This is a genomic window from Methylomonas sp. HW2-6 (assembly GCF_052474525.1).
The window spans coordinates 1173444-1194732 of sequence record NZ_CP184124.1 but is presented as its reverse complement, the minus strand read 5'-3'; the positions used below and the strand labels follow the sequence as shown (position 1 = coordinate 1194732).

Annotated in this window: 14 protein-coding genes; 2 read left to right on the top strand and 12 right to left on the bottom strand. The window is 58.8% G+C overall.

All coding sequences use genetic code 11. The annotated features are described in order from the left end of the window. Nucleotides 1–18: 18 nt before the first annotated feature. From ACH518_RS06480 to trxA, 3 genes are all read right to left on the bottom strand, one after another. Nucleotides 19–1689 carry an ABC transporter ATP-binding protein/permease gene (locus tag ACH518_RS06480; RefSeq protein WP_445372294.1) on the bottom strand — a complete coding sequence of 557 codons (1671 nt, stop codon included), beginning with the start codon at nt 1687–1689 and terminating at the stop codon, nt 19–21. A 242-nt stretch (nt 1690–1931) separates the two neighbouring features. Then, entirely contained in the window at nt 1932–3188 is a 1257-nt protein-coding gene (rho, locus tag ACH518_RS06475) for a transcription termination factor Rho (RefSeq protein ID WP_140912071.1), read from the bottom strand. Between the two features lie 167 nt (nt 3189–3355). Then, the gene (gene trxA / locus ACH518_RS06470; RefSeq protein ID WP_140912070.1) at nt 3356–3682 is read right to left on the bottom strand and encodes a thioredoxin TrxA; all 327 of its coding nucleotides are present in this window, start codon (nt 3680–3682) and stop codon (nt 3356–3358) included. A 101-nt stretch (nt 3683–3783) separates the two neighbouring features. Between trxA and rhlB the strand changes: the two genes are divergently transcribed. Next, nucleotides 3784–5115, top strand: coding sequence for an ATP-dependent RNA helicase RhlB (gene rhlB, locus ACH518_RS06465; RefSeq protein WP_278209738.1), 1332 nt, complete (start codon nt 3784–3786; stop codon nt 5113–5115). On the opposite strand, the gene yrfG is transcribed toward rhlB, so the two are convergent. Further along, nucleotides 5030–5707, bottom strand: coding sequence for a GMP/IMP nucleotidase (yrfG, locus tag ACH518_RS06460; RefSeq protein WP_445372293.1), 678 nt, complete (start codon nt 5705–5707; stop codon nt 5030–5032). The two genes, rhlB and yrfG, sit on opposite strands and share 86 nt — an antisense overlap. A 272-nt stretch (nt 5708–5979) precedes the next feature. Between yrfG and nudE the strand changes: the two genes are divergently transcribed. Beyond that, nucleotides 5980–6531, top strand: coding sequence for an ADP compounds hydrolase NudE (nudE, locus tag ACH518_RS06455; protein WP_140912067.1), 552 nt, complete (start codon nt 5980–5982; stop codon nt 6529–6531). A gap of 1 nt (nt 6532) precedes the next feature. Here the strand turns inward: nudE and ACH518_RS06450 are convergent, their stop codons facing one another. The 8 genes from ACH518_RS06450 to ACH518_RS06415 all read right to left on the bottom strand — a co-directional run bounded on the left by ACH518_RS06450 (nt 6533) and on the right by ACH518_RS06415 (nt 21278). Further along, nucleotides 6533–8209 (bottom strand): BatD family protein, encoded by a 1677-nt coding sequence (locus tag ACH518_RS06450; RefSeq protein ID WP_445372292.1) that lies wholly within the window; start codon nt 8207–8209, stop codon nt 6533–6535. 14 nt (nt 8210–8223) lie between these two features. Further along, nucleotides 8224–11349, bottom strand: coding sequence for an efflux RND transporter permease subunit (locus ACH518_RS06445; protein ID WP_445372291.1), 3126 nt, complete (start codon nt 11347–11349; stop codon nt 8224–8226). A 3-nt stretch (nt 11350–11352) separates the two neighbouring features. Then, nucleotides 11353–12468 carry an efflux RND transporter periplasmic adaptor subunit gene (locus ACH518_RS06440; protein WP_445372290.1) on the bottom strand — a complete coding sequence of 372 codons (1116 nt, stop codon included), beginning with the start codon at nt 12466–12468 and terminating at the stop codon, nt 11353–11355. A gap of 62 nt (nt 12469–12530) precedes the next feature. Continuing rightward, complete coding sequence (locus ACH518_RS06435) at nt 12531–13820, bottom strand: hemolysin family protein (RefSeq protein WP_445372289.1); 1290 nt, start codon at nt 13818–13820, stop codon at nt 12531–12533. A gap of 39 nt (nt 13821–13859) precedes the next feature. Further along, entirely contained in the window at nt 13860–15665 is a 1806-nt protein-coding gene (locus ACH518_RS06430) for a VWA domain-containing protein (protein WP_445372288.1), read from the bottom strand. Then, nucleotides 15665–16651, bottom strand: coding sequence for a vWA domain-containing protein (locus ACH518_RS06425; protein ID WP_445372287.1), 987 nt, complete (start codon nt 16649–16651; stop codon nt 15665–15667). The genes ACH518_RS06430 and ACH518_RS06425 overlap by 1 nt, the downstream gene beginning before the upstream one ends. Continuing rightward, nucleotides 16648–17115, bottom strand: a complete 468-nt coding sequence (locus tag ACH518_RS06420; RefSeq protein ID WP_445372286.1) for a DUF4381 domain-containing protein — start codon at nt 17113–17115, stop codon at nt 16648–16650. Before ACH518_RS06420 ends, ACH518_RS06425 begins: the two co-directional genes overlap by 4 nt. 17 nt (nt 17116–17132) lie before the next feature. Beyond that, nucleotides 17133–21278, bottom strand: a complete 4146-nt coding sequence (locus ACH518_RS06415; protein ID WP_445372285.1) for an EAL domain-containing protein — start codon at nt 21276–21278, stop codon at nt 17133–17135. Between the last annotated feature and the right edge of the window lie 11 nt (nt 21279–21289).

Genomic DNA, 21289 nt, shown 5'->3' with positions numbered 1-21289 from the left:
CGGGTTGTCGGCAAGCGCTCAACTCAGGGTAATCCGGCGTTTATGCAAGTTCTGTATCGTCGGTTGTTTGGTTATGGTCAGCATCGCCGCTTGCGGCAACTTTTTGTTGATCAGATTGACCATCTCCACTTCGCCGTCCGGATCGAGCGAATCAAAGGCTTCCTGCATCAATATCCACTTCGGTTTATGCAACAGCAAGCGCACCAACCCCAAACGTTGCTTTTGCTCGCGCTCCAGAGTCTTATCCCAATCGGCGTGCCGATCCAACTGCTCCGCCAACTCGCCGACGCCGGCCAGTTCTAGCGTGTCGATCAATAGCTGGAGGTCGAAGCTACCGGCATCGGCCGGATAACAAATTGAAGCGCGCAGGTTGCCGGTCGGCAAATACGGTTTGGGCGGCATGAAAAACATCTGTTCGTCGTCCGGCAGTTCGATGGTGCCTTCGCCCCACGGCCACAATCCTGCAATCGCCTTAAACAATTTGTTGCCGGAGAAGGCGTTACCGGCAATCAACACCCTTTCGCCGGCGCGGATTTCCTCGTTTAGCATCGAAATACAGACGATGTTGTCCAGCCGACTAATGCACAAATTGCGGAATGCCAACATCGAGTTGTCTTGCTTGACTCTGCGAATGCGGTGCGGATCGGGTTTGGCGATTTCGCGTTCCAATTGTTCCAATGCCTTACTCAACCCAAGCACGCGTTCTACCGAGGCCCGCCATTCCGCAACCTTGCCCATGTTATCGACCGGCCAGGACAGCGCGGCGACCATCTGCTGGAAGGCCTGCGCCGATTGCATCAATGCGCCCAAACTGATGGTTCCCAGAATAAAGCGCGGCGCGGACACCAGGATGGGGAAGGCCATGGACAGGATGGAATAGCCGGAACTGAACATGGTGATCCGTTGCCAGGCCAAGGTTTGCTGATTCCAGGCGTCGACGATGTTGCCGAACAAGCGATGGAAATGCGGATTCTCGTGGCGCTCCCCATGGATCAGGGCAATCGCTTGCGCATTTTCGCGGGCCTTGACCAGTGCAAAACGGAAATTGGCTTCAACGGTTTGCCGATTATCGGTCGCCGTAGTCAGCGGTCGACCTATCCACCAGCCCAGAACCGAGGCACTGGCGGCGTAGATCAGCGCCAACCAGACCAAATGACCTTGAATCGGAATTTCGGTGATGCCGAGATCGATGGCAACGCTGCCGGACAAGGTCCATAAAATCTCGGTAAAACTAACCAGTAACAACACACAGTAAAAAATTGTGTGCAGCAGATCGATCGCATATTCGGTCGAAATCCGGACATCTTCGGCGATACGCCCGTCCGGATTGTCGTGCTGGCCGGGAATGTGGGTCACCAGATAGTGGCGACCGTCTCGCATCCATTGGCCGATCAATTTATCGGTCAACCAGCCGCGCCAACCCAATTGCAACCGCCGTTTAATGACCAAGTGCGTCGCGGTGATCGCAATGTTCGCCAAAAAGATCAGCACAATCAGACCGATTTGGGTAAAGAACCGCGACATCGACCGTTGTTCCAGAGCGTCGAACAAATCGGCGCTCCATTCGGTGATAATCACTGAAATCGCGATTTGGGCGACAGTCAGCGCAATCAACGCCGCCGACAGTCCGCGAATGCTGGCCTTGTTTTCGGAATACCAGAAAGGCCCCGCCAATCGGACGAACTGCATGAAAAATTTGCTAGTGTTTCGCAAGGCCATTTCTCCGCGTTAAGGTCGGGGCGCAATATAACAAAATTAAGCACATCCACAACCAAGAAATGTTTCAGTTGGATGTCAAACGCGACTCGAAGCGGAATCGGACTCTTTAGGTTTGGCAGCGAAATACCGGGGACAACGGGGGATTGGAGGGGGTAGAGCGAACCGGAAGCGAACGGCAGGCGGAGTGCCGTTCGCCTCATCGGCAGCAAGCGTTAACGCTTCATCGAATCGAAAAACGCGGCGTTAGTTTTGAAATCTTTAAGTTTGCCCAACAAGAATTCGGATGCCGCCAATTCGTCCATCGGCTGCAGAATCTTGCGCAGAATCCAGGTTTTTTGCAGTTCGTCCGGATCGACCAGGTATTCCTCGCGGCGGGTGCCGGAACGGTTGATATTGATCGCCGGATAGACCCGCTTCTCGGCGATTTTCCGCTCCAGATGCAGTTCCATGTTGCCGGTACCTTTGAACTCCTCGAAAATCACCTCGTCCATCCGCGAACCGGTTTCGACCAGCGCAGTGGCAATGATGGTCAGGCTGCCACCTTCCTCGATATTACGCGCAGCACCGAAGAATCGCTTCGGTTTTTCCAGGGCATTGGCATCGACACCGCCGGACAGCAGTTTGCCGGAAGACGGCACCACCATGTTGTAAGCACGAGCCAAACGCGTGATCGAGTCTAACAGAATAACCACGTCGTGCTTGTGCTCAACCATGCGCCGGGCTTTTTCGATCACCATGTCGGCGACCTGGACGTGGCGGGTAGCCGGTTCGTCGAAGGTGCTGGAGACCACTTCGCCGCGCACGCAACGCTCCATCTCGGTCACCTCTTCCGGACGCTCGTCGATCAGCAATACGATCAGATAACACTCCGGATTATTCTCGGCAATCGCATGGGCGATGCTTTGCATGATCATGGTTTTACCGGCTTTCGGCGGCGATACGATCAAACCGCGCTGGCCCTTGCCGATCGGCGCGATCAAATCGATGATGCGGGCGGTCAAATCCTCGCTGGTCCCGTTGCCCTGCTCTAGGCGGAAACGTTTGTTGGCGAAGAGGGGTGTCAGGTTGGAAAAGGAAATTTTGTTCTTGGCTTGCTCGGGAGACTCGAAGTTGATGCTCTCTACCTTCAGCATCGCAAAGTAACGCTCACCCTCTTTCGGCGGCCGAATCTTGCCGCTGACGGTATCGCCGGTGCGCAAGCCGAAACGGCGGATCTGGCTGGGCGATACGTAAATGTCATCCGGTCCTGCCAGATAAGAACAACCCGGCGTGCGCAGAAAACCGAAGCCGTCGGTCAAGATTTCCAGTACCCCGTCACCGTATATATCCTCCCCGCTCTTCGCCTGCTTCTTCAAGATCGAGAAAATCAGTTCCTGCTTTCGGGCTCTGTCGATGTTTTCCAACCCCAGTGATTCTGCGATAGCGATGATTTCTGTCGGTTGTTTAAGTTTTAACTCGGTAAGGTTCATGTTGACTTAGGGAAATGGAAGAAATGCAAAACAGCAGAAGGCTGTTTACGGCGGAAGAAGTGTGTTGGAAAACTCGGGCGATCGGGGTGCGAGAAGCTAGCGGGCGGAATTCTAGCGCAATAACCGGACTTATCAAAACATTTTCGACAAGTCCGGTTACAGCCTGTTTACAGGTTGCTGTCGATAAACGCGGCCAACTGCGACTTGGTCAAGGCGCCGACTTTGGTAGCCTCGACTTCGCCGCCCTTGAAAATCATCAAAGTGGGAATTCCGCGCACACCGTAATGTTGCGGGGTTTTCGGGTTTTCGTCGATGTTGAGTTTGGCGACGGTCAGTTTGCCTTGGTACTCGGCTGCAATTTCATCCAGCACCGGAGCAATCATTTTGCAAGGGCCACACCATTCGGCCCAGTAGTCGACCAATACCGGCGAGCCGGCTTTTAACACAGTTTCGTTGAAATCAGCGTCTGATACATGAAGCACTAGGTCGCTCACGCCATTCTCCATAAGTTTGCAAAGCAATGAATATAGTTTCGCCGCGCTTAAATTGTCAATCGATTTCAACCGCGCAGCGTTTTGAGTTATTCTAGCGAGTTATGAAAAAAACACACTTAACGGAAACGCGATTTAGCAATTTGGAGCTGTCCGACTCCATCATCAAAGGTCTGAAAGAAGCGGGATTCATCAACTGCACCCCGATCCAGGACAAGTCGTTACCCTTATCCCTGCGCGGCAAAGACATCGCCGGCCAAGCGCAAACCGGCACCGGCAAGACCGCGACCTTCCTGCTCGCGACGTTCCAGCACCTGATCAACGACGAAAGCGAAAAAATCAAGAACCCGCGAGCCTTGATCTTAGCGCCAACCCGCGAGCTGGCGATCCAGATCCACAAGGACGCGCTGGTGTTGAGCAAGTATCTGAACCTGAAATTCGCGTTGATCTACGGCGGCACCGACTACCAAAAACAGCTGGACAAGATCAAAACCAACGTCGACATCATCATCGGCACGCCGGGACGCATCATCGATTTTTACAAACAGGGCGCATTCACCTTGGATAACATCCAGGTCACGGTACTCGACGAAGCCGATCGCATGTTCGACCTGGGTTTTATCAAAGACATTCGCTTTCTGCTACGGCGGATGCCGCCGGCCGATAAACGCCTGAACCTGTTGTTCTCGGCCACGCTGTCCTACAAAGTCACCGAACTGGCTTACGAACACATGAACAACCCGGTGCTGATCCGGATCGAACCGGAAGAAGTCACCTCGAAAGCGATCAGACAAATCGCCTATTGCCCGGCCAACGACCAGAAAATTCCGTTGCTGCTGGGCTTATTGAAACACCACCAGCCGCAACGCAGCATCGTCTTCGTCAACACCAAGCGTTGCGCGGAACGGCTGGACGACTACCTGCAGGCCAACGGCTACAAAGTCGCGATGTTGAGCGGCGACGTGCCGCAGGAAAAGCGCCAAAAACTGCTCGCCGCGTTTCAGGACAACCAGGTCAACCTGCTGATCGCCACCGACGTAGCCGCCCGCGGCCTGCATATTCCCGACGTCTCCCACGTGTTCAACTACGACCTGCCGCAAGACGTCGAAGATTACGTGCACCGCATCGGCCGCACCGCCCGCTTCGGCGCCAGCGGCGAAGCAATCAGCTTCATCTGCGAGGAATACGCCTACTCGATGCCGGACATCGAAGACTACATCGGCGAAAAAGTACCGGTAGCATCGATCGAACCGGAACTACTGGCCGATCAGGTCGCCAAGCCCGAGCGCCGCGAACCGCGGGAACGGGTAGTCCAGCACGGTAAACGCCCGCCCCGGCCGGACCGTAAGCCTAGGGAACATCGGCCGCATCCGGCAGCAAGCCCGGCATCAACGCCCGAAAATCCTCAATCGCCGGAAACTCCGCAATCGGCCTGACCGGACGCCGGCTGTCCGGCTTGCTGATCGAGACCAGATGAGCGATACCGAATTGCCTGGCCGAGTGCAGCACGGCCAGGCTATCGTCGACCAATAAACTGCGCTGCTTCTCGAATACATGCCGCTCCTGCAGCGCTTGCCAGAATCCCTGCTGCTCCTTGGCAAAGCCGAAATCGTGGGAACTGACAATCTCGTCGAAAAACCGGTGCAGACAGGTCTTCTCCATTTTCAGACTGAGACTGTCGCGATGGGCATTGGTCACCAATAACAGCCGCCGCCGGCCGCGCAGCACATCCAAAAACTCCACCACATGGGGATGCACCGCGATCAGACCAGCCAATTCCTGCTTCAATCCGGCGATGTTCAAATTGAGTTCGCTACTCCAGTAATCCAGACAATACCATTCCAAACGGCCTTCCATCGCCTTGAACCGCGGCGCCAACTCCTGCTTGGCCTGCTCCAGAGTCAAGCCGTGCAACTCGGCAAAACGCAAAGGTACGAATTCCTGCCAGAAATGGTTATCGAAATTCAGGTCCAGCAGGGTGCCGTCCATGTCCAACATCACCGTATCGATTTGCCGCCAATCCAACATTGCTAGAGATCTCCGTTAAATATTCGCCGATTATAAGCCGCACACCGCGCGAAGCGGCAGCGCCGGGGAATTCGATGCTATCCGCCGCAGCGGCAACGTTTTACAATGCCTGCCCAAGTCCAGGCGCTAGACCCAAGAAGCATGATGCGTAAACTGACAGTTAAACCCCGACTCGGATTCGGCCAGCCCATGCCGATACCGGCCGCTGCCGAACATACGGCGGACAACTTCCGGCCATAAACTTGGCCTAACTAACCCAAACCCGCCCCACGATGCCCAAGCGACCCAAAATTCTAAAACAAACGGTGCTGGCCCAAACCCGCCAATTCTGCATCGAAGCCCTGGATCTGGAATTCAGCAACGGCGAACGCCGCCAATACGAACGGCTGGCGCGCAACAGCTCGCACGGCGCGGTACTGATCGTACCGATGCTGGACCCGGAAACGGTATTGCTGGTCAGGGAATATGCCGCCGGCATCCACCGCTACGAACTGGGACTGCCGAAAGGCAAACTCGACGCCGGCGAGGACATGCTCAGCGGCGCCAACCGGGAATTGAAAGAAGAAATCGGCTACGGCGCCGGCAAACTGGAGCATCTGCACCGGGTCTCGTTGGCGCCGTCTTATCTGGAACACACCATAGACATCATCCTGGCCGAAGAACTGTACCCGGAGAAGCTGGAAGGCGACGAACCGGAAGAATTACAGGTAGTGCCCTGGTCGTTGCGCAGCATCGACAGCCTGCTGGCCAGCGGCGAATGCAGCGAAGCCCGTTCGATCGCCGCACTGTACATGGCTCTGGCTCATCTCGAACGGCGCGGTTAGCTCAAATTTTGAATAAGGGCTCCAGGCCGTCGCCGAGGGGCGCCGGCGCGGCTGCGCGGCGGGCTTGGCCGCTGAATGCGGTCCACAAGTCGCGGCCCTGCCACTCCTGCCCGCCGGGTGCGTACAACAAGCGATTCAAGTCGTTGATTTCGTCGCACAGCGGCTGATCGCAACGGCTCGCCAACCCGGCCAGACTGTCGGCGCCGAATTCGGCCCTGCCCCATTGCAGCAATAACTGCTTGGCCGCTTGCGGATTATTTTCCCAACAAGCTCGCTTTATCGCTTTTTCCAGCGCGCTTTCCGACTGCGCCATACTGGCAGCCCTAGTTTGGCGCCGCTGCCGGCCGGACCTTACGAATCCGATTACGGTCAGCAACCAGCCCATGGCCAGGACAGCCGAAACCGCCTGCCACAGCCGAACGCCGCTATCGGAAGTGACAGCGATCGGCGTTGCCGTTATCGGGCTGGCCTGCTCCGGTTCGGACTCGGCAGCGGAAGCCGTCGGCGTGGCGACCTCGGCCGCCGCCAAAGCTTTGATTTTGACGGCCGGCAAAGCCGCCACCTCGATTTTCTGGGATTTGGAATTGAACCACTGGATCTTAAGCGCCGGCAAACTGTACTCGCCGGGTTTGGACGGAATGAAGGCGATTTTCTCCTCGCGCGACGCGGTCAAACCGTCGCTTTGTTTATCCTCGTGCAACAGCGGCTGGTCGGGATAGGTCTTGATGCCGTCGATCGGGGTTTTGTCGAACAACTCGGGCAATTGGCCGACCGTCGCCCCCCTGGCCTTCAGGGTCAAGGTGCGAGTCAGCGGCTCGCCGACTTTGACCTGCAAACTGGAATCGGACCAACCCTGGCTTAACTCCAAAGATTCTGCGCTAAGCCAGGCGCCTTTGAATTCGGCCGGCGCCGCGCGCACGTTCAATGTCACAGCTTTGGAGACCACTCGCCGGGTCTCGGTGCTGGGCCGGTTGAAAAAGCCGTTGAAACGCGGTTGCTGCCGGCTGCTGATGTATTCCGCATTCAACACCAGCGGCGCAATCGTGAACAGGCCGCTCTGCTGCGGAAAAATTGCATATTTGCGCTCGGTGACCCAATAGTCGACACCCTTGATTTGGGTCGAGTAAGTACTGTCCTCGCCCAGTTTTTCCACCAGGGCATCCTTGATTTCCGGCTCCGCCAGACTGGCCTGGGTGATCTGCACCCGGCGGAACAGTTTCAGCGTATAAATCACCTGCGCCTGCACATAGGGCTGCTCCGGCGTCGCCGAGACTTCCAGGAACAGTTCATCGTCCTTCGCGGTCGGCTGCGCGGCTTCGGTCACCGTCAGCGCCAACGGTTTGCTGCTGTCGGCACCGAAGGCAATGGCCGGTATCGTCAACTCGCCGCTGCGCTTGGCCATCGCCGTCAAAATCCATTGTTCATTGCGGTTACTTTTGCCGTTGACCCAGGAGGCACTGCTGCTGCGTTGCTGGTTGACGATCTCGAAATCCTGCCGCAAGGGCTCGAGATCCGGATTGCCGTCCGGTTGCTCGGTTGCGGTAAACGTAATTTGAAACGACTCGTTCAAAGCCACCGGATTGCGGTCGACCGCAACGCCGATCTCGGCGGCGCCGGCAACGGCACTCAGCCAAAACCACAATATCCCCAACCACCAGGGCGACACACTAGTACGCATAGACAAAAATCCGCTCATCTCATCGAAAACGGTTTATGAACATCCTGACGGTCGTCGAACCAACCGTACAACACCGGCAATACCACCAGAGTCAATAAGGTCGAACTGATCAGACCACCGATCACGACGATGGCCAGCGGCTTTTGCACTTCCGAACCGGGCCCGACCGCAAACAGAAACGGCACCAAGCCCAACAAGGCCACCGTCGCCGTCATCATCACCGGCCGGAAACGCTGCTCGCAGCCGCGGCGCACCGCATATTCCAGGCTCAGCCCGCTCTCGCGCTGGGCCCGGATATAGGACACCAGCACCACGCCGTTCAACACCGCGATACCCCACAAGGCGATGAAACCGACCGAAGCCGGCACCGACAAATATTCACCACTCAAAAACAACGTGACGATACCGCCGATCGAAGCAAACGGCAAAACCAGGATGATCAGCGCGGCAAAGCGTAGCGATTTGAACAGCATGAACAACAAAAAGAAAATCGCCGCAATCGTCACCGGAATGATCATTTGCAAATGGCCCAAAGCCCGCTCCATGTTCTGAAACTGGCCGCCCCACTGCAAATAATATCCTTCCGGCAATTTGACCTTATCGGCCACGGCTTTTTGCAACTCGGCGACGAAGCCGCCCAAATCGCGGTCGCGCACGTTGATGCCGACCACGATCCGCCGCTTGCCCATTTCCCGGCTGATCTGGGCCGGACCGTCGTTCAGGCTGATCTTGGTCACGTCGCCCAGCGGCACCCGCGCCCCGTTCGTCGAGGTCAACATCAATTGGTCGATCGCGGCGATATTGTTGCGGAAGGCTTCCGGTAATCTCACCGCAGCAGAGAAGCGCCGCTCGCCCTGGTAAATCTCGGTCGCGACTTTGCCGGCAATCGCGGTTTCGATCACGTCGTGAATGTCCGACGCATTCAGGCCGTGGCGGGCAATCGCCTGGCGGTCGACGGTAATGTTCAAATATTGCTGCCCGGTCAGCCGTTCCACCCGAATGTCGCGGGCGCCGCTGACGCCGTTAGCCACCCCGGCAATCGCATCGGCCAGCCGCTTGAGTTCGGCCAGATCGTCGCCGAACACCTTGACCGCAACGTCGGAACGCACCCCGGTCACCATCTCGTCGACCCGGTCGGAAATCGGTTGCGCCATCACCACCTGCATGCCGGGCAGATTTTCAATCAGCTTGTCGCTCATCGCATCGGCAATGTCGTCCTGAGTCCAGCCTTGCGGCCATTCCTCGCGCGGTTTCAAGGTCACAATCGGCGTCGACTCGTTTTGCGATTGCGGATCGGCCGGACTTTCGCCGCGGCCGACGCCGGACACCACGTTTTTGACGCCCGGAATCTGCATCACCATTTTCATGGCCTGCATCTCGACGTTGATACTTTCCTCCAAGGAGATATTCGGCATCCGGTTAATACCCGGCACGATGGAGCCTTCCTTCATTTCCGGAATGAACGAAGTGCCGAGCAAGGGCAACAACACCAAAGCGCCGACAAAGGCCGCTACGGCCGCGCCGACCACTTTGAGGCGGTTGGCCATCGCAAAATCCAGCAAGCGCAGATAATGGCGTTTGATGAACGCAATCAAGCGGGTATCGTGTTCGCCGTCATGGCCCTCCAACGCAAACGCGCACAACACCGGCGACAAGGTCAGCGACACCACCAGCGAAATCAGCAGCGCGATCGCAATGGTGTAAGCCAGCGGCGCAAACATCTTGCCTTCCATCCCCTGCAGCGTCATCAACGGCAAAAACACCAAGACGATGATACCGACGCCGAACAACACCGGCGTCGCCACTTCCTGGGTCGCGGCCTGTACCACCCGCACCCGGCTGGTGGCGCGGCCCTTGCGCTCGCCGAGCAAACGGAACGCGTTCTCGACCACCACCACCGAACCGTCCACCATCAAGCCGATCGCGATCGCCAGGCCGCCCAAGGACATCAGGTTGGCCGACAAGCCCAATTGGTTCATCATGATGAAAGTCACCAGCGGCGTCACGATCAGGGTACCGACCACGATCAGGCTGGAGCGCACATCGCCCAGGAACAGAAACAGGATGATGACGACCAAGACGATGCCTTCCATCAACACCTTGGTCACGGTATGCAAGGCCGCGTCGACCAGATCGCTACGGTCGTAATACGGCACGATTTTCAAACCGCCCGGCAGCATGCCCTTGGCGTTGATTTCCGCCACCCGTTCCTTGATCCTACTCACCACTTCCTTGGCGTTGCCGCCGCGCAGCATCATGACCACGCCGCCGACCGATTCGGTATAACCGTTTTTTAACACCGCACCGACCCGCACTTCGTGGCCTATTTTGATTTCGGCGACGTCGTGCATATGCACCGGCACACTGTTTTCCTCCTTCAACACGATATTGGCGATGTCCTTAACCTCGTTGATCAGGCCGACGCCGCGGATCAAATACTGCTCGGCATAATGCGGCAGTACGCCGCCGCCGCTGTTGGCGTTGTTGCGGGCCAAGGCCTCGAACACCTCGTTCAGCGAAATCCGGTAGTGGTGCAAGCGGTTGGGATTGACCAGAACCTGGTATTGCTTGACGTAACCGCCCTGTGAATTGATCTCGGCGACGCCGGGAATGCCGCGCAACAGCGGCCTGACCACCCAATCCTGTGCTTCACGCCGAAACTGCAACTCTTCCTGAGTCAACGGCCGCTCGCCGTCGTCGTCGCGATCCAGCGTGTATTGGTACACTTCGCCCAGGCCGGTCGACACCGGGCCCAGCACCGGATTGACGCCTGGAGGCATTTGCTGTTTGACTTCGATCAGGCGTTCCATCACCAACTGCCGGGCGAAATAGACTTCGGTCTTGTCGGTGAAGATCAGCGTAATCAGCGACAGGCCGTTTTTATTCAGCGAGCGCATTTCCTCCAGCCCCGGCAAACCGGCCATGGCGATTTCCAACGGCACGGTCACCAAGCGTTCGACCTCGTCCGGCGATTTTCCGGTGGCTTCGGTGGCGATTTGCACCTGAATGTTGGTCACATCCGGAAACGCATCCACCGACAACTGCCCCACCGCGCGGACGCCGAACAGCGCCACCGCCACCGCCAGCACCGCCACCAAAATCCGTTGTTGCAGCGCCAGTTCTATCAAACGGTTGACCATGACTTACTCCAACGCGCTACGCAGGCGTTCGTTATTCAAATGAAAGGCGCCGTTGACGACGATTTTTTCGCCGGGGCGCAGACCGGCCACTAGTTCGCGCTTATGGGCTTCCTCGCGGCCGAGTTTGACCGGGCGCAATTCGAACCGATTGTCGGCAGTCTGCACGAACACGTGGTCTTTATCATCTTCCCGCACCACCGCCGGGCTTGGAATCAGCAGGGACTGGGCGCCGGGCTTGCTGATTTTTAAAGTCGCCAGCATCTGCGGCTTGAACAGCCGCTGCGGATTGGCTAACGCCATCCTGACCGTCACGGTGCGGGTGTCGGGATCGACCAGATCGGAAACGTAGATCAGTTTGCCGCTGACGCTCTCGCCGGGCAACGCCGGCACTTCCGCCAGCACCTGGTCGCCCTGCCGGGCCCAGTGCGCCTGCTGTTCCGGAATTTCCGCCACCAGCCATAGTTGCGACAAATCGGCGACCGTGTACAGGCTGTCGGCCGGCTGCACCACCTGGCCGATGGCGACGTTACGCTCGATCACGACGCCGTCGATGCTGGAGGTTACCGGCGAAAACGAATGGATGCTGCGCTGCTTGTCCAGCCGCTTCAAATCGGCCTCGTTCATGCCCATCACCCGCAAGCGGTCGCTGGCCGCGCGCAGATCCACTTCGGCTTCGGCCAGTACGCCCTGGCGTTCCTGCAGTTCGGCTTCGGCGATCACGCCGCTTTCCAGCAGCCGCTCGGCGCGCTTGACCGTGATTCGCCGCAGATTGACTTGCGACGTGGCTTTCAGGTAATCCGATTGGGCCTGGCTCAGTTCGGTGCTGTTCAGTAACGCCAGCCGGTCGCCCTTCTTGACGTTCTGGCCCAGCATCGCATTGATTTCGGTGATGCGGCCGGTCACGCTGGCCCCGATCCGGGCCACTCGATGCTGATCCAAATCCACCCGCGCCGACAGGCTCAACGACTCCCGCATCTCGCCGGGCCTGACTTCGTCAATCGTCAACAATTTCATCAACGCCGGCGAGGCCTCCAGCAACGGTTTCATGTCGGCGGCCGGCACCGGCCCGGCCCAGCACAATAAAGCGGAGATCAGGGTTAAGAATCGCTGCGCTTGCATGGTTTTTTCCTTTGGTCAGTAATCTGCTTGCCCGGCACGGCCGCAATCGGCCACCCCGGCACTTATTCTTCGCCCGGCCGCGGCGTGATCAGCACTTTGTCTATGCGCACGCCGTCGATATCGACAATCTCGAACCGCCATTCCCGGTACTCGAAGGCTTCGGCAATGCGCGGAATATCTTCCAGGTAAAACAAGACGAATCCGCCCACCGTGTGGTAAGCATTGTCGGCTTCGCCGGGGAGCTCGCCGCTGAAGCCGATCAGCGATTTCAAGCGCTGCACCGAGACGCCGCCGTCGACCAGCCAGGAGCCGTCGGCCCGCTCGGCAATATCGACATCCAGGTCGGCGCCGGGCAATTCGCCGACGATGGCTTTCAATACGTCGCTCAGCGTGACCAAGCCCTCGATATCGCCGTACTCGTTGGCGACCAAAGCCAGGTCGACCTGGTTGGCTTTGAAATATTCCAGCAGTTGCACCAAAGTCATCGTCTCCGGCACGTAATGCGGCGTGTGCACGAACGGTGCGATTTCGAAGGCCGCCCCGCTCATCGCCGGCTGCAGCAATTCGCTACGGGTCAGCACCCCGGCGATGTTGTCCAGCCCGCCGCGGCAAATCACGGTTCTGGCATAGGGGCATTCGGCAAGCTTGCGCCGCACCTCGGCATCGCCGTCATCCAGGTCGGCCGCGTAAATCTGCAGCCGCGGCGTCATCGCCGCGCCAACCCGCTGCTCGTCGAGCTTCATCACATTGCCGACCAGATGGCGCTCACTGGCATGAAATACGCCGGACTCGGCGCCGATTTCCATCAGCAATTTGATTTCCTCGTTGGTCACGCTGGCCTGCGGCGGCCGCTGGGCGCCGCACAAACGCAGCAGCAGCGAGCTGGACGAGGACAACAACCACACCAGCGGGCTGGCGAGCGCTGCCAACGTGTTCATCGGTTTGGCCACGGCCAACGCAATCCGTTCCGGATTCAGCAGCGCCAGCCGCTTGGGCGCCAATTCGCCGACCACGACCGAAAAATAGGTGATGGCAACCACGGTCGCGATCAGGGCGATGCTGTCGGCGTAAGGCGCCAACCAGGGAAATTGGGCCAGATAGCGCTGCAACGGTTCGGTCAGGGCGTCTTCGCCGAGCGCGCCGCTGAGGATGCCGACCGAGGTGATACCGACCTGGACCGTGGACAAAAACCGCGACGGGTCTTGGTGCAGTTTCAAGGCGGTGGCGGCGCCGGCCCGCTTCTCGCCGGCCAATCTCTGCAAGCGGGCCAAACCGGAAGACACCAAGGCCATTTCCGACATGGCAAACACGCCGTTGAGCACAATCAAAAACACTATCAGGCCAATATCCATCGTCTTTTCGTCAGTCTGTGGAACGGTTTGGGCATCGCTTTACCAGGGGCTGTCGGCCTGATTCCGGCGATTGCGTTGGCTGTATTGATACTTGAATTTCCGCCGCAACAAACCGGTGGGCTCGTCGGGAATACGTTTCAATAGCTGTTCGTTGGCGCGTTCGGTTTCGTTGCGCTCGACCTCGGCGGCCGCTTCCGCCGGCTGCGCTTCCGACTTGGCATCCTTGGGCTGATTTTGAGCCCGATCCGGCTGCGCAGTTTGCCGGCTATCCGAGGGGTTTTGTTCCGCCGGTTTTGATTGTTGCTCGGCCTGCTTGCGCTGGTCCGCCGCCGATTGCTCGCCCGGCTGCTGCTTGGCCGCTTCGTTCTGCCGGTCGCCGTCTGCCTGACCGGACTGGGATTGCCGGTCTTGCGCGTGCTGTTCTTGTCCGCCGTCCTGCGGCTGGCGGTCCTGGCTCTGGTTCGGCTGTTGTTGCTGTTGCTGCTGCTCCTGCAATTTTTTCTCGACCAATCCTTTATTGTATTTTGCGTCCTGATGCTGCGGATCGAGTTGCAAGGCCTGCTGATAAGCCTGCACCGCCTCCGGCAAACGACCGGCCAGGGCCAGCGCATTGCCGCGGTTGTAGTGGCCTTCCGCGCTGTTGGCGTGTTTCAGGGACTCGGCGGCCTGTTCGTATTGGCCGGCTTTGTACTGGGCGGCGGCGCGCCAGGCCTGGTCTTGGAATTGCTCGGCCGCCTGCTGGTATTGTTGCTGCTCGAAGGCCTGCTTGGCGCGTTGGTCGGGATTTTTCCACAAGCTTTGCCAATCCAGCGCATAGCTGTTTCTGGGCAGCGGCGCCAGACTCAACAGGCACCAGAGCAACAAGCCTTTCCTGAATTGCCCGGCCGCCCACGGCAACACCAGCAGTACCAGCCATGGGCCTTTTTCGTCCCATTGCTGTAACAGCAAATTGGAGTCCTGATTTTGCGGATCGGTTACGGCGGAATTGAACACCCGGCTCAAGGCTTCGACATCTTCGTCGCCGGCCGTTACCGGCTGATAAAGGCCGCGGCCGTTGCGAGCCAGAGTCGCCAAGGTCGCTTCGTCCATCTTCGCCACCACGATATTGCCGCTGCGGTCTTTCAAAAAACCGCCGCCGGCCGCCTGGATCGGCGCGCCGTCGGCGGTACCGACCGCCAATACTGATAATTGGTAACCGCGCAACCAATGCTCGGCCTGTGCCGCCACGTCGGCGTCGGCGCCGTCGGTCACCAACAAGATATGGCCTTTGGCCAGTCCGGCCTGACGCAACAAATTGGCGGCGTGTTCTACGGCAATGGCGGTATGACTGCCGGGGCTGGGCATGATGTCGGTGGTCAATGCCGACAACTGGCTGTCGATGGTGGCGGTGTCGGTGGTCAGCGGCGTCACGGTAAAGGCATCGCCGCCGTAGACCAGCAGTGCTGTCTGGCCGTCCTTGCGCTGTTTCAGCAGGTCGGCGATTTTGTAGCGGGCCTTGCCGATGCGGCTGGGCTTGATATCAGCGGCGTCCATCGATTTGGACAAATCCAGGGCGATGACCAGTGCCGCATCGTTGCGAAAAGCCGGGCTGGGCAAGCGTTCCCAAGTCGGCCCGGCCAACGCAACAATCGCCAGCACGGTCGCCAGCGCGGCACCGATCAGGCCATAGCGCCGCTGCGCTGCCGACGGCTGGTCCTGTAGCACAAACGGCAATAGCTCGGCATCGCAAACCTCAGTCCAATTCGCCCGGCTTTGCCGGTGGCGGGCCAGTTTCAGCAACAGCAAGGCGGCCGGCAGCAAGGCCAGAAACCAGAGCGGGCGTAAAAAATGGAATTCTGCCGGCATCAGCTCCACCGTAACCGCCCGGCCGCGATCAAGCCGGCCAATATCAAAGCCAAACCCAACGGCCAATGGAACAGCTCGCTCCGCGGCCGGAAGTATTGTTTGTCCTTTTCCACCGGTTCCAGTTGGTCCAGCATTTGGTAGATGCGCTCCAATTCCTCGGTGTTGCGGGCGCGGAAGTAATGGCCGCCGGTGGCTTCGGCGATCGCGGTCAAGGTTTTCTCGTCCAAATCCAGCGACGGATTGACCCGGCGGGTGCCGAATAGGCTGCGCACCAAAATTTCGTCGGCGCCGATGCCGATGGTATAGATTTTCAAGTGGTTTTCGGCTGCCAGCTCTGCGGCTTTCAGCGGTGTCAGTTCGCCGGCGGTGTTGGCGCCGTCGGTCAACAGGATCAAGACCCGGCTGGCATCTTTCTGGTCTTGCAGCCGCTTGATCGCCAGGCCGATGGCATCGCCGATGGAGGTTTTCGGCTCGTCTTCAGTGATGCCGATAAAGGCCTCCCCGAGCAAGGTCTGTACAGTCTTGCGGTCGAAAGTCAGCGGTACGTGCAGATAAGCCTGGGTCCCGAACAGAATCAGGCCGAGGCGGTCGCCGGCGCGGCGCATGATGAATTCGCCCGCCACCAGCTTGATCGCGGTCAGTCGGTCGACCCGCTGCTTCTCCAACAAAAAGTCCTCTTCCTGCATGCTGCCGGAGACGTCGACCGCCAACATCAGATCGCGGCCGCTGACCGTCTGCTCCAGCGGTTCGCCCAGCCACTGCGGCCGGGCCGCGGCCAACAGCAGGCAAAGCCAGGCGCAAACCGCCAGCCACAACGGCCAACGCCGCTCGCTGCCGACGATGTGACCCGGATCGCTGCCGAAATCGTCCAGAAACGGGGTCTTCAATGCCGCCTGCCGGGCCGGAGTCTGGGCCGGCAACCAGCGGCGCAGCAACAGCGGCAACGGTGTCAGGAGCAACAGCCAAGGCCAGGCCAGCGTCATCATGATTTTTTCGCCTGCTGTTTCAACCAGCGTTCGCATAGCTCGAACAAGGCATCCAATTCCGCGTCGTTCGGCGGCTGCGGCCGGTAGTGGGCATCGGCCAGACAACGTCCGAGCCCCTGTGTGAACGGCGCATCCGGCAAAGAACGATCCAGATATTGCAGCCAGGCATGGCCGCTCAGGCTGGCCACGTCGCGGCGCGGTGCGGTACTCAGCGCAACCCGGCGCAACCAGGCGGACAAGGCAGCCACAGTTTGTCTGGCATCGCCTGTGCGCTCGCTGCGCATGGCTTCTAGCAATTTACCGGCGATTTTAACGGCACTGCGCCGACGTATTCGTTGATAAAGCTGCCGCAAACCGAACACTAATGCCGGCAGCAATAGCGCCAAAGCCCACCAACCGGGCGCCGGTGGCCAAAAATCGACGGCGTCGGGCAAATGAATATCTCTTAACGGCAATTGTTCCATCGTTGGCGTTATCGAATTCAGGGCAGTTGAGTATACAGGATCAGGCTTTCGTCGATTTCCCGCTGTACCGCCTGTAAATCAGCAAAACCGGTTTGGGCTGCGGCCAACTCGCCGGCATCGTAATATCGTTGCAAGCGATCGGCCTGGCTGTGCAAATTTTGCTGCAGTTGCAGCAGCCGCTCCAGCCAGTCCTCGGCGTGCTGCCGCTCCTCCCGGGCCTGACGCAGCCAGCGCCCCAAATGGGTGCGCTGGCGATCCATGATCGGCCAGGCCGGTACCGGCTGTTGTCCGGCCGCAAACAGGCAGTCGCGTACCCGCTGCAACCACTGGCGGGCGTCGCAACGCCGAATCGCAATCATGGTCTGCTCCGGCGTCAACTCGGCGTTGGCATAGAAATCCCAGTCGGCAAAAGGCCGGTAGGCGGCCACCCAATCGGCGATCTGCGCTGCCGGCATCGGCCTGGCAATCGCATAACCTTGCAGCAATCGGCAGCCGAGCAACAGCAACACCACACCTTGGTCCTGATTTTCGACGCCTTCGGCGACCACCTTACGGTTAAAGGCTTGGCTCAAATCAATCACACTGTCGATGATGGCGTAGTCGTCCGGATCATCAAGCATGTCGCGGACGAAGGTTTGATCGATCTTCACGGTATCGACCGACAAATGCCGCAAATGGGTCAGCGACGAATAGCCGGTGCCGAAGTCGTCCAGCGCCACACTGATACTCAGCTGCTCGCGGCAATTCTTGATGATGCGGTTCACGGCGCTCAAATCGTCCAGCGCGGTACTTTCCAGGATTTCGAGCTGCAAAGACTGTGCCCGGATTTCGGGATGTTGCCGCAAGATGCCGGCTATGTGCTCCTGAATTCCCGGCCACAATAAATGGTAGGAGGAGATATTGACGCTGACTTCCAATTTCAAGCCCAGTGCCTGCCAGGCCGCCAGATCGCGGCAGGCCTGCTCGATCACCCAGTTGCCGATGCGGATTTCCAAATCCGTAGAGGCAATGGCCGGCAGAAACTCCAGCGGCGGCACCATGCCGCGCTGCGGACTCAACCAACGGATCAAGGCTTCGACGCCGGCAACCTGACCGCGCTTGATATCAACCTTGGGCTGGTAATACAAACACATTTCGCCATTCACGAAGGCCGCTTCGATATCGCGCAATTGTTGGTGGCGATGCATGATTTGCTGGTCCTGCGTCGCATCGAACAATTGGCAACGGTTCTTGCCAGCCAGTTTGGCCTGATACATGGCGTGATCGGCATGCCGCAGCAAGCCGTCCGGATCGGCATCGTCCAGCGGATATAAGGTGTAGCCGCTGCTGGCACCGACCGTGATTTGCTGGCCGTCGACCGAAAAGGGTTCGGAGATCGCCTGATGGATACGCAAAATGGCCTGTTCGCATTGCTCAAGGGTGTCGATATCGCGCAGCAGCAAGGCAAATTCGTCGCCGCCGTGGCGCGAAACGCTGTCCTCCTCGCGAATCGTATTCTTGATGCGCTCCGCGACTTCCACCAGCACCCGATCGCCGATGTCGTGGCCGAACAGGTCGTTGACCGGTTTGAAACCGTCCAGATCCAAAAAGCAGATCGCCAACAACGACTTCTCTCGTTTGCTGTGAGCGATGGCCTGGCTCAAGCGGTCGGCGAACAGAATCCGGTTCGGCAATCGGGTCAACGGATCGTAATGCGCCACCAGCTCCAACAGCTGCTGCTGTTGTTTGGCTTGGGTCACGTCGGAGAACAGGCCGATGTAATGCGTGATGCGGCCGTCGCTGTCGCACAATGCGGAAATCGTCAACCATTCCGCATACAGATCACCGTTCTTTTTGCGGTTCCATAATTCGCCGCGCCAATGCTGCTGTTGCTGCAAGTCGCGCCACATCTCGGCGTAGAATTCCGGACCGTATTTACCCGACTGCAGAATATTGGGTTTTTTGCCGACCATCTCGTCGCGGCTGTAACCGGTAATCTCGCAAAAGGTGGGGTTGACGTCGATGATGTTGGCCTCGGCGTCAGTAATCAGAATCCCTTCGTGAGCCTCGCTGAACACGCGGGCAGCCAGCTTTAAATCGTCTTCGGCCAGTTTGCGTTCGGTGATATCGCGCGACAAGCCCAACAAGGCGGTAATGTTGCCGTCGGCGTCGCGCATCGGAACGGCATGAGTGTCCAGCCAGTGCTGGCCGCCGCGCAATCCGGTGATTTCGAATTCCAAGGTGCCTGACGCTCCGGCGAACACCCGACGGATCAATTTTTTGAATTGGTCCCGGTATTTGGCGCCGACCAAGTCTTCCAATCGGCAATTCTGGGCCTGTTGCAGCGAATCGGCTTCTATCATGTCCAGGCCGGCCGGATTCATCTGCAGCAGCCGGCCGTCGCGCGCCAGCAGTTTCACGGACTCCGGTTGCGAATCGACGATAGTACGCAATTTAAGCTCGGACTCGCGCGCCTGTTGCGCCGCGGCTTTTTGTTCGGATACCGCCGTTTCCAGATCGCGGGTGCGCTGTTCTACCAGGGCTTCGACGGCGGCGGTGCGGCCGCTGACGATCAGCAGCATGATATTCAACAAACTGGTAAAGCATAGGCCGCCGAGCAAGGTCACCCATAACACCGAAGACCCTTGTTCGTTGATGAATTGGCTGCTCGGCATTATCGTCACCCGCCAATCGCGGTCGACGAATTTGAAGACTCGTTGCCAATCCTGCAATGCGTAATTCTGGCGCATCGTCGAGGGTAAGCGCTTGGCGAACAACTCGGTGTAGACGCCGTTGCCGGCGGTATCCTCGATACTGATATCCAAGGACTGCGTGTTCAGGCCCTGGGTGACGACCTCCAACATCCGCGCCGGCACAATTACCGCCGAGACGAAACCGATGAAATCGCTGTCTGCCGCCGCTGCCGCCATTTTGAATACCGGGATAGACACCAGTACGCCCGGAACTGCGCCATCGGCCTGCACCAGACTTAGCCCTGCCGATGCGGTCGGCTTGCCGCTGGCCCGCGCGGCATCCTTGGCCTGTTTACTCAGCGGATTGGATACCGAGTCCAACCCGAAGGATCTCTCGTTTCCGGCCATCGGCTCGACGTAGGCCACCGGAAAATATTCGGCGCGTTCGCCGACCGGCACGGAACGGCCGCCGGGGTCGCGTTCGGTGATGCGGAATCCGGCGTAGCCTTCCTGCCGCAATTTAGCTTCGAAGCCGGCGCGTTGCGGTTGGCGTATTCTCGGCAACCATTCCAACGCCTGGATTTCCGGATGCCGCTCCAAGATGCCGCGAGCAAAGCCGCTAAATTGCTCGCGGCTGATATCGCTGGACGCCAGGAATACATCCCGCAGCGCCAGACTACTGTCGACGACGTGGGTGGTGTATTCCGCCAATAGGGTTTCGATGGCCGCCGCCCGGTTATCGAAGGTCTGCTGGATTCGGGTTTGCTCGGCGCGAAACACCTGCGTGAACACTAACACCAGCGCCAGCAGAGTGCCCAATAGCGGCAAAGCCACGCTCAAGCGCCGGGCCCGCCACAAGGCATGCGGCCGGCCGAAGGCGCAGAACAGCAACGGCGCGATCACCATCACGCCCAGGCTGTCGCCGATCCACCAATTGCGCCAGGAGTTTTGTACCTCGTCGCCGGGCATCAGCTGCAAACCGTACAGGGCACCAATGCCAATGCTCGGCGCGGTCACGCAAGCCAAAGGGCCGACTAACACAAAAAACGTCAAGATCCGGCCCGGCGTTTCCAGTTTCGGCAAGCCCGGCCGCAAATACCGTTCCGACAAGCCGGAGGCGACCACGGCTTGTAAGGTGCTACCCCCAGCGATAAACAGCGCGGCCGCGACGGCAGTCGAATTCAATTGCCCGGAAAAATTAGCGGCAGCGGTCAATTCGTTGAGCACGGCGCCCAACCAGATACCCGGCCACAACCGGCGGCCCCAAATCAATAAGGCGGCCAGTGCGATCCCCGCCGGCGGCCAGAGCGGACTGGAATAACCCGGCGGAATTACCAGTTTCATGCCCAGCCAGCCGCCGATAAAAATTGCGGTCGCCAGCATAGCGATGCTGGCGGCAAAATGCAGCGGTCGCGCAACGCCGGTTTGCCGCGCCTGTGGCGCCGGGGCGGCTAAATTGGCGGGACTCAGCAAATTTTCGGATCCGGACATGGCGGACTGGG

Bases quoted from the DNA above. Each gene is read 5' to 3' on its own strand.
- ACH518_RS06480 (WP_445372294.1), bottom strand. From the start codon at position 1,689: ATGCAGTTCGTCCGATTGGCGGGGCCTTTCTGGTATTCCGAAAACAAG.
- rho (WP_140912071.1), bottom strand. From the start codon at position 3,188: ATGAACCTTACCGAGTTAAAACTTAAACAACCGACAGAAATCATCGCT.
- rhlB (WP_278209738.1), top strand. From the start codon at position 3,784: ATGAAAAAAACACACTTAACGGAAACGCGATTTAGCAATTTGGAGCTG.
- yrfG (WP_445372293.1), bottom strand. From the start codon at position 5,707: ATGTTGGATTGGCGGCAAATCGATACGGTGATGTTGGACATGGACGGC.
- nudE (WP_140912067.1), top strand. From the start codon at position 5,980: ATGCCCAAGCGACCCAAAATTCTAAAACAAACGGTGCTGGCCCAAACC.
- ACH518_RS06450 (WP_445372292.1), bottom strand. From the start codon at position 8,209: ATGCGTACTAGTGTGTCGCCCTGGTGGTTGGGGATATTGTGGTTTTGG.
- ACH518_RS06445 (WP_445372291.1), bottom strand. From the start codon at position 11,349: ATGGTCAACCGTTTGATAGAACTGGCGCTGCAACAACGGATTTTGGTG.
- ACH518_RS06440 (WP_445372290.1), bottom strand. From the start codon at position 12,468: ATGCAAGCGCAGCGATTCTTAACCCTGATCTCCGCTTTATTGTGCTGG.
- ACH518_RS06435 (WP_445372289.1), bottom strand. From the start codon at position 13,820: ATGGATATTGGCCTGATAGTGTTTTTGATTGTGCTCAACGGCGTGTTT.
- ACH518_RS06430 (WP_445372288.1), bottom strand. From the start codon at position 15,665: ATGCCGGCAGAATTCCATTTTTTACGCCCGCTCTGGTTTCTGGCCTTG.
- ACH518_RS06425 (WP_445372287.1), bottom strand. From the start codon at position 16,651: ATGATGACGCTGGCCTGGCCTTGGCTGTTGCTCCTGACACCGTTGCCG.
- ACH518_RS06420 (WP_445372286.1), bottom strand. From the start codon at position 17,115: ATGGAACAATTGCCGTTAAGAGATATTCATTTGCCCGACGCCGTCGAT.
- ACH518_RS06415 (WP_445372285.1), bottom strand. From the start codon at position 21,278: ATGTCCGGATCCGAAAATTTGCTGAGTCCCGCCAATTTAGCCGCCCCG.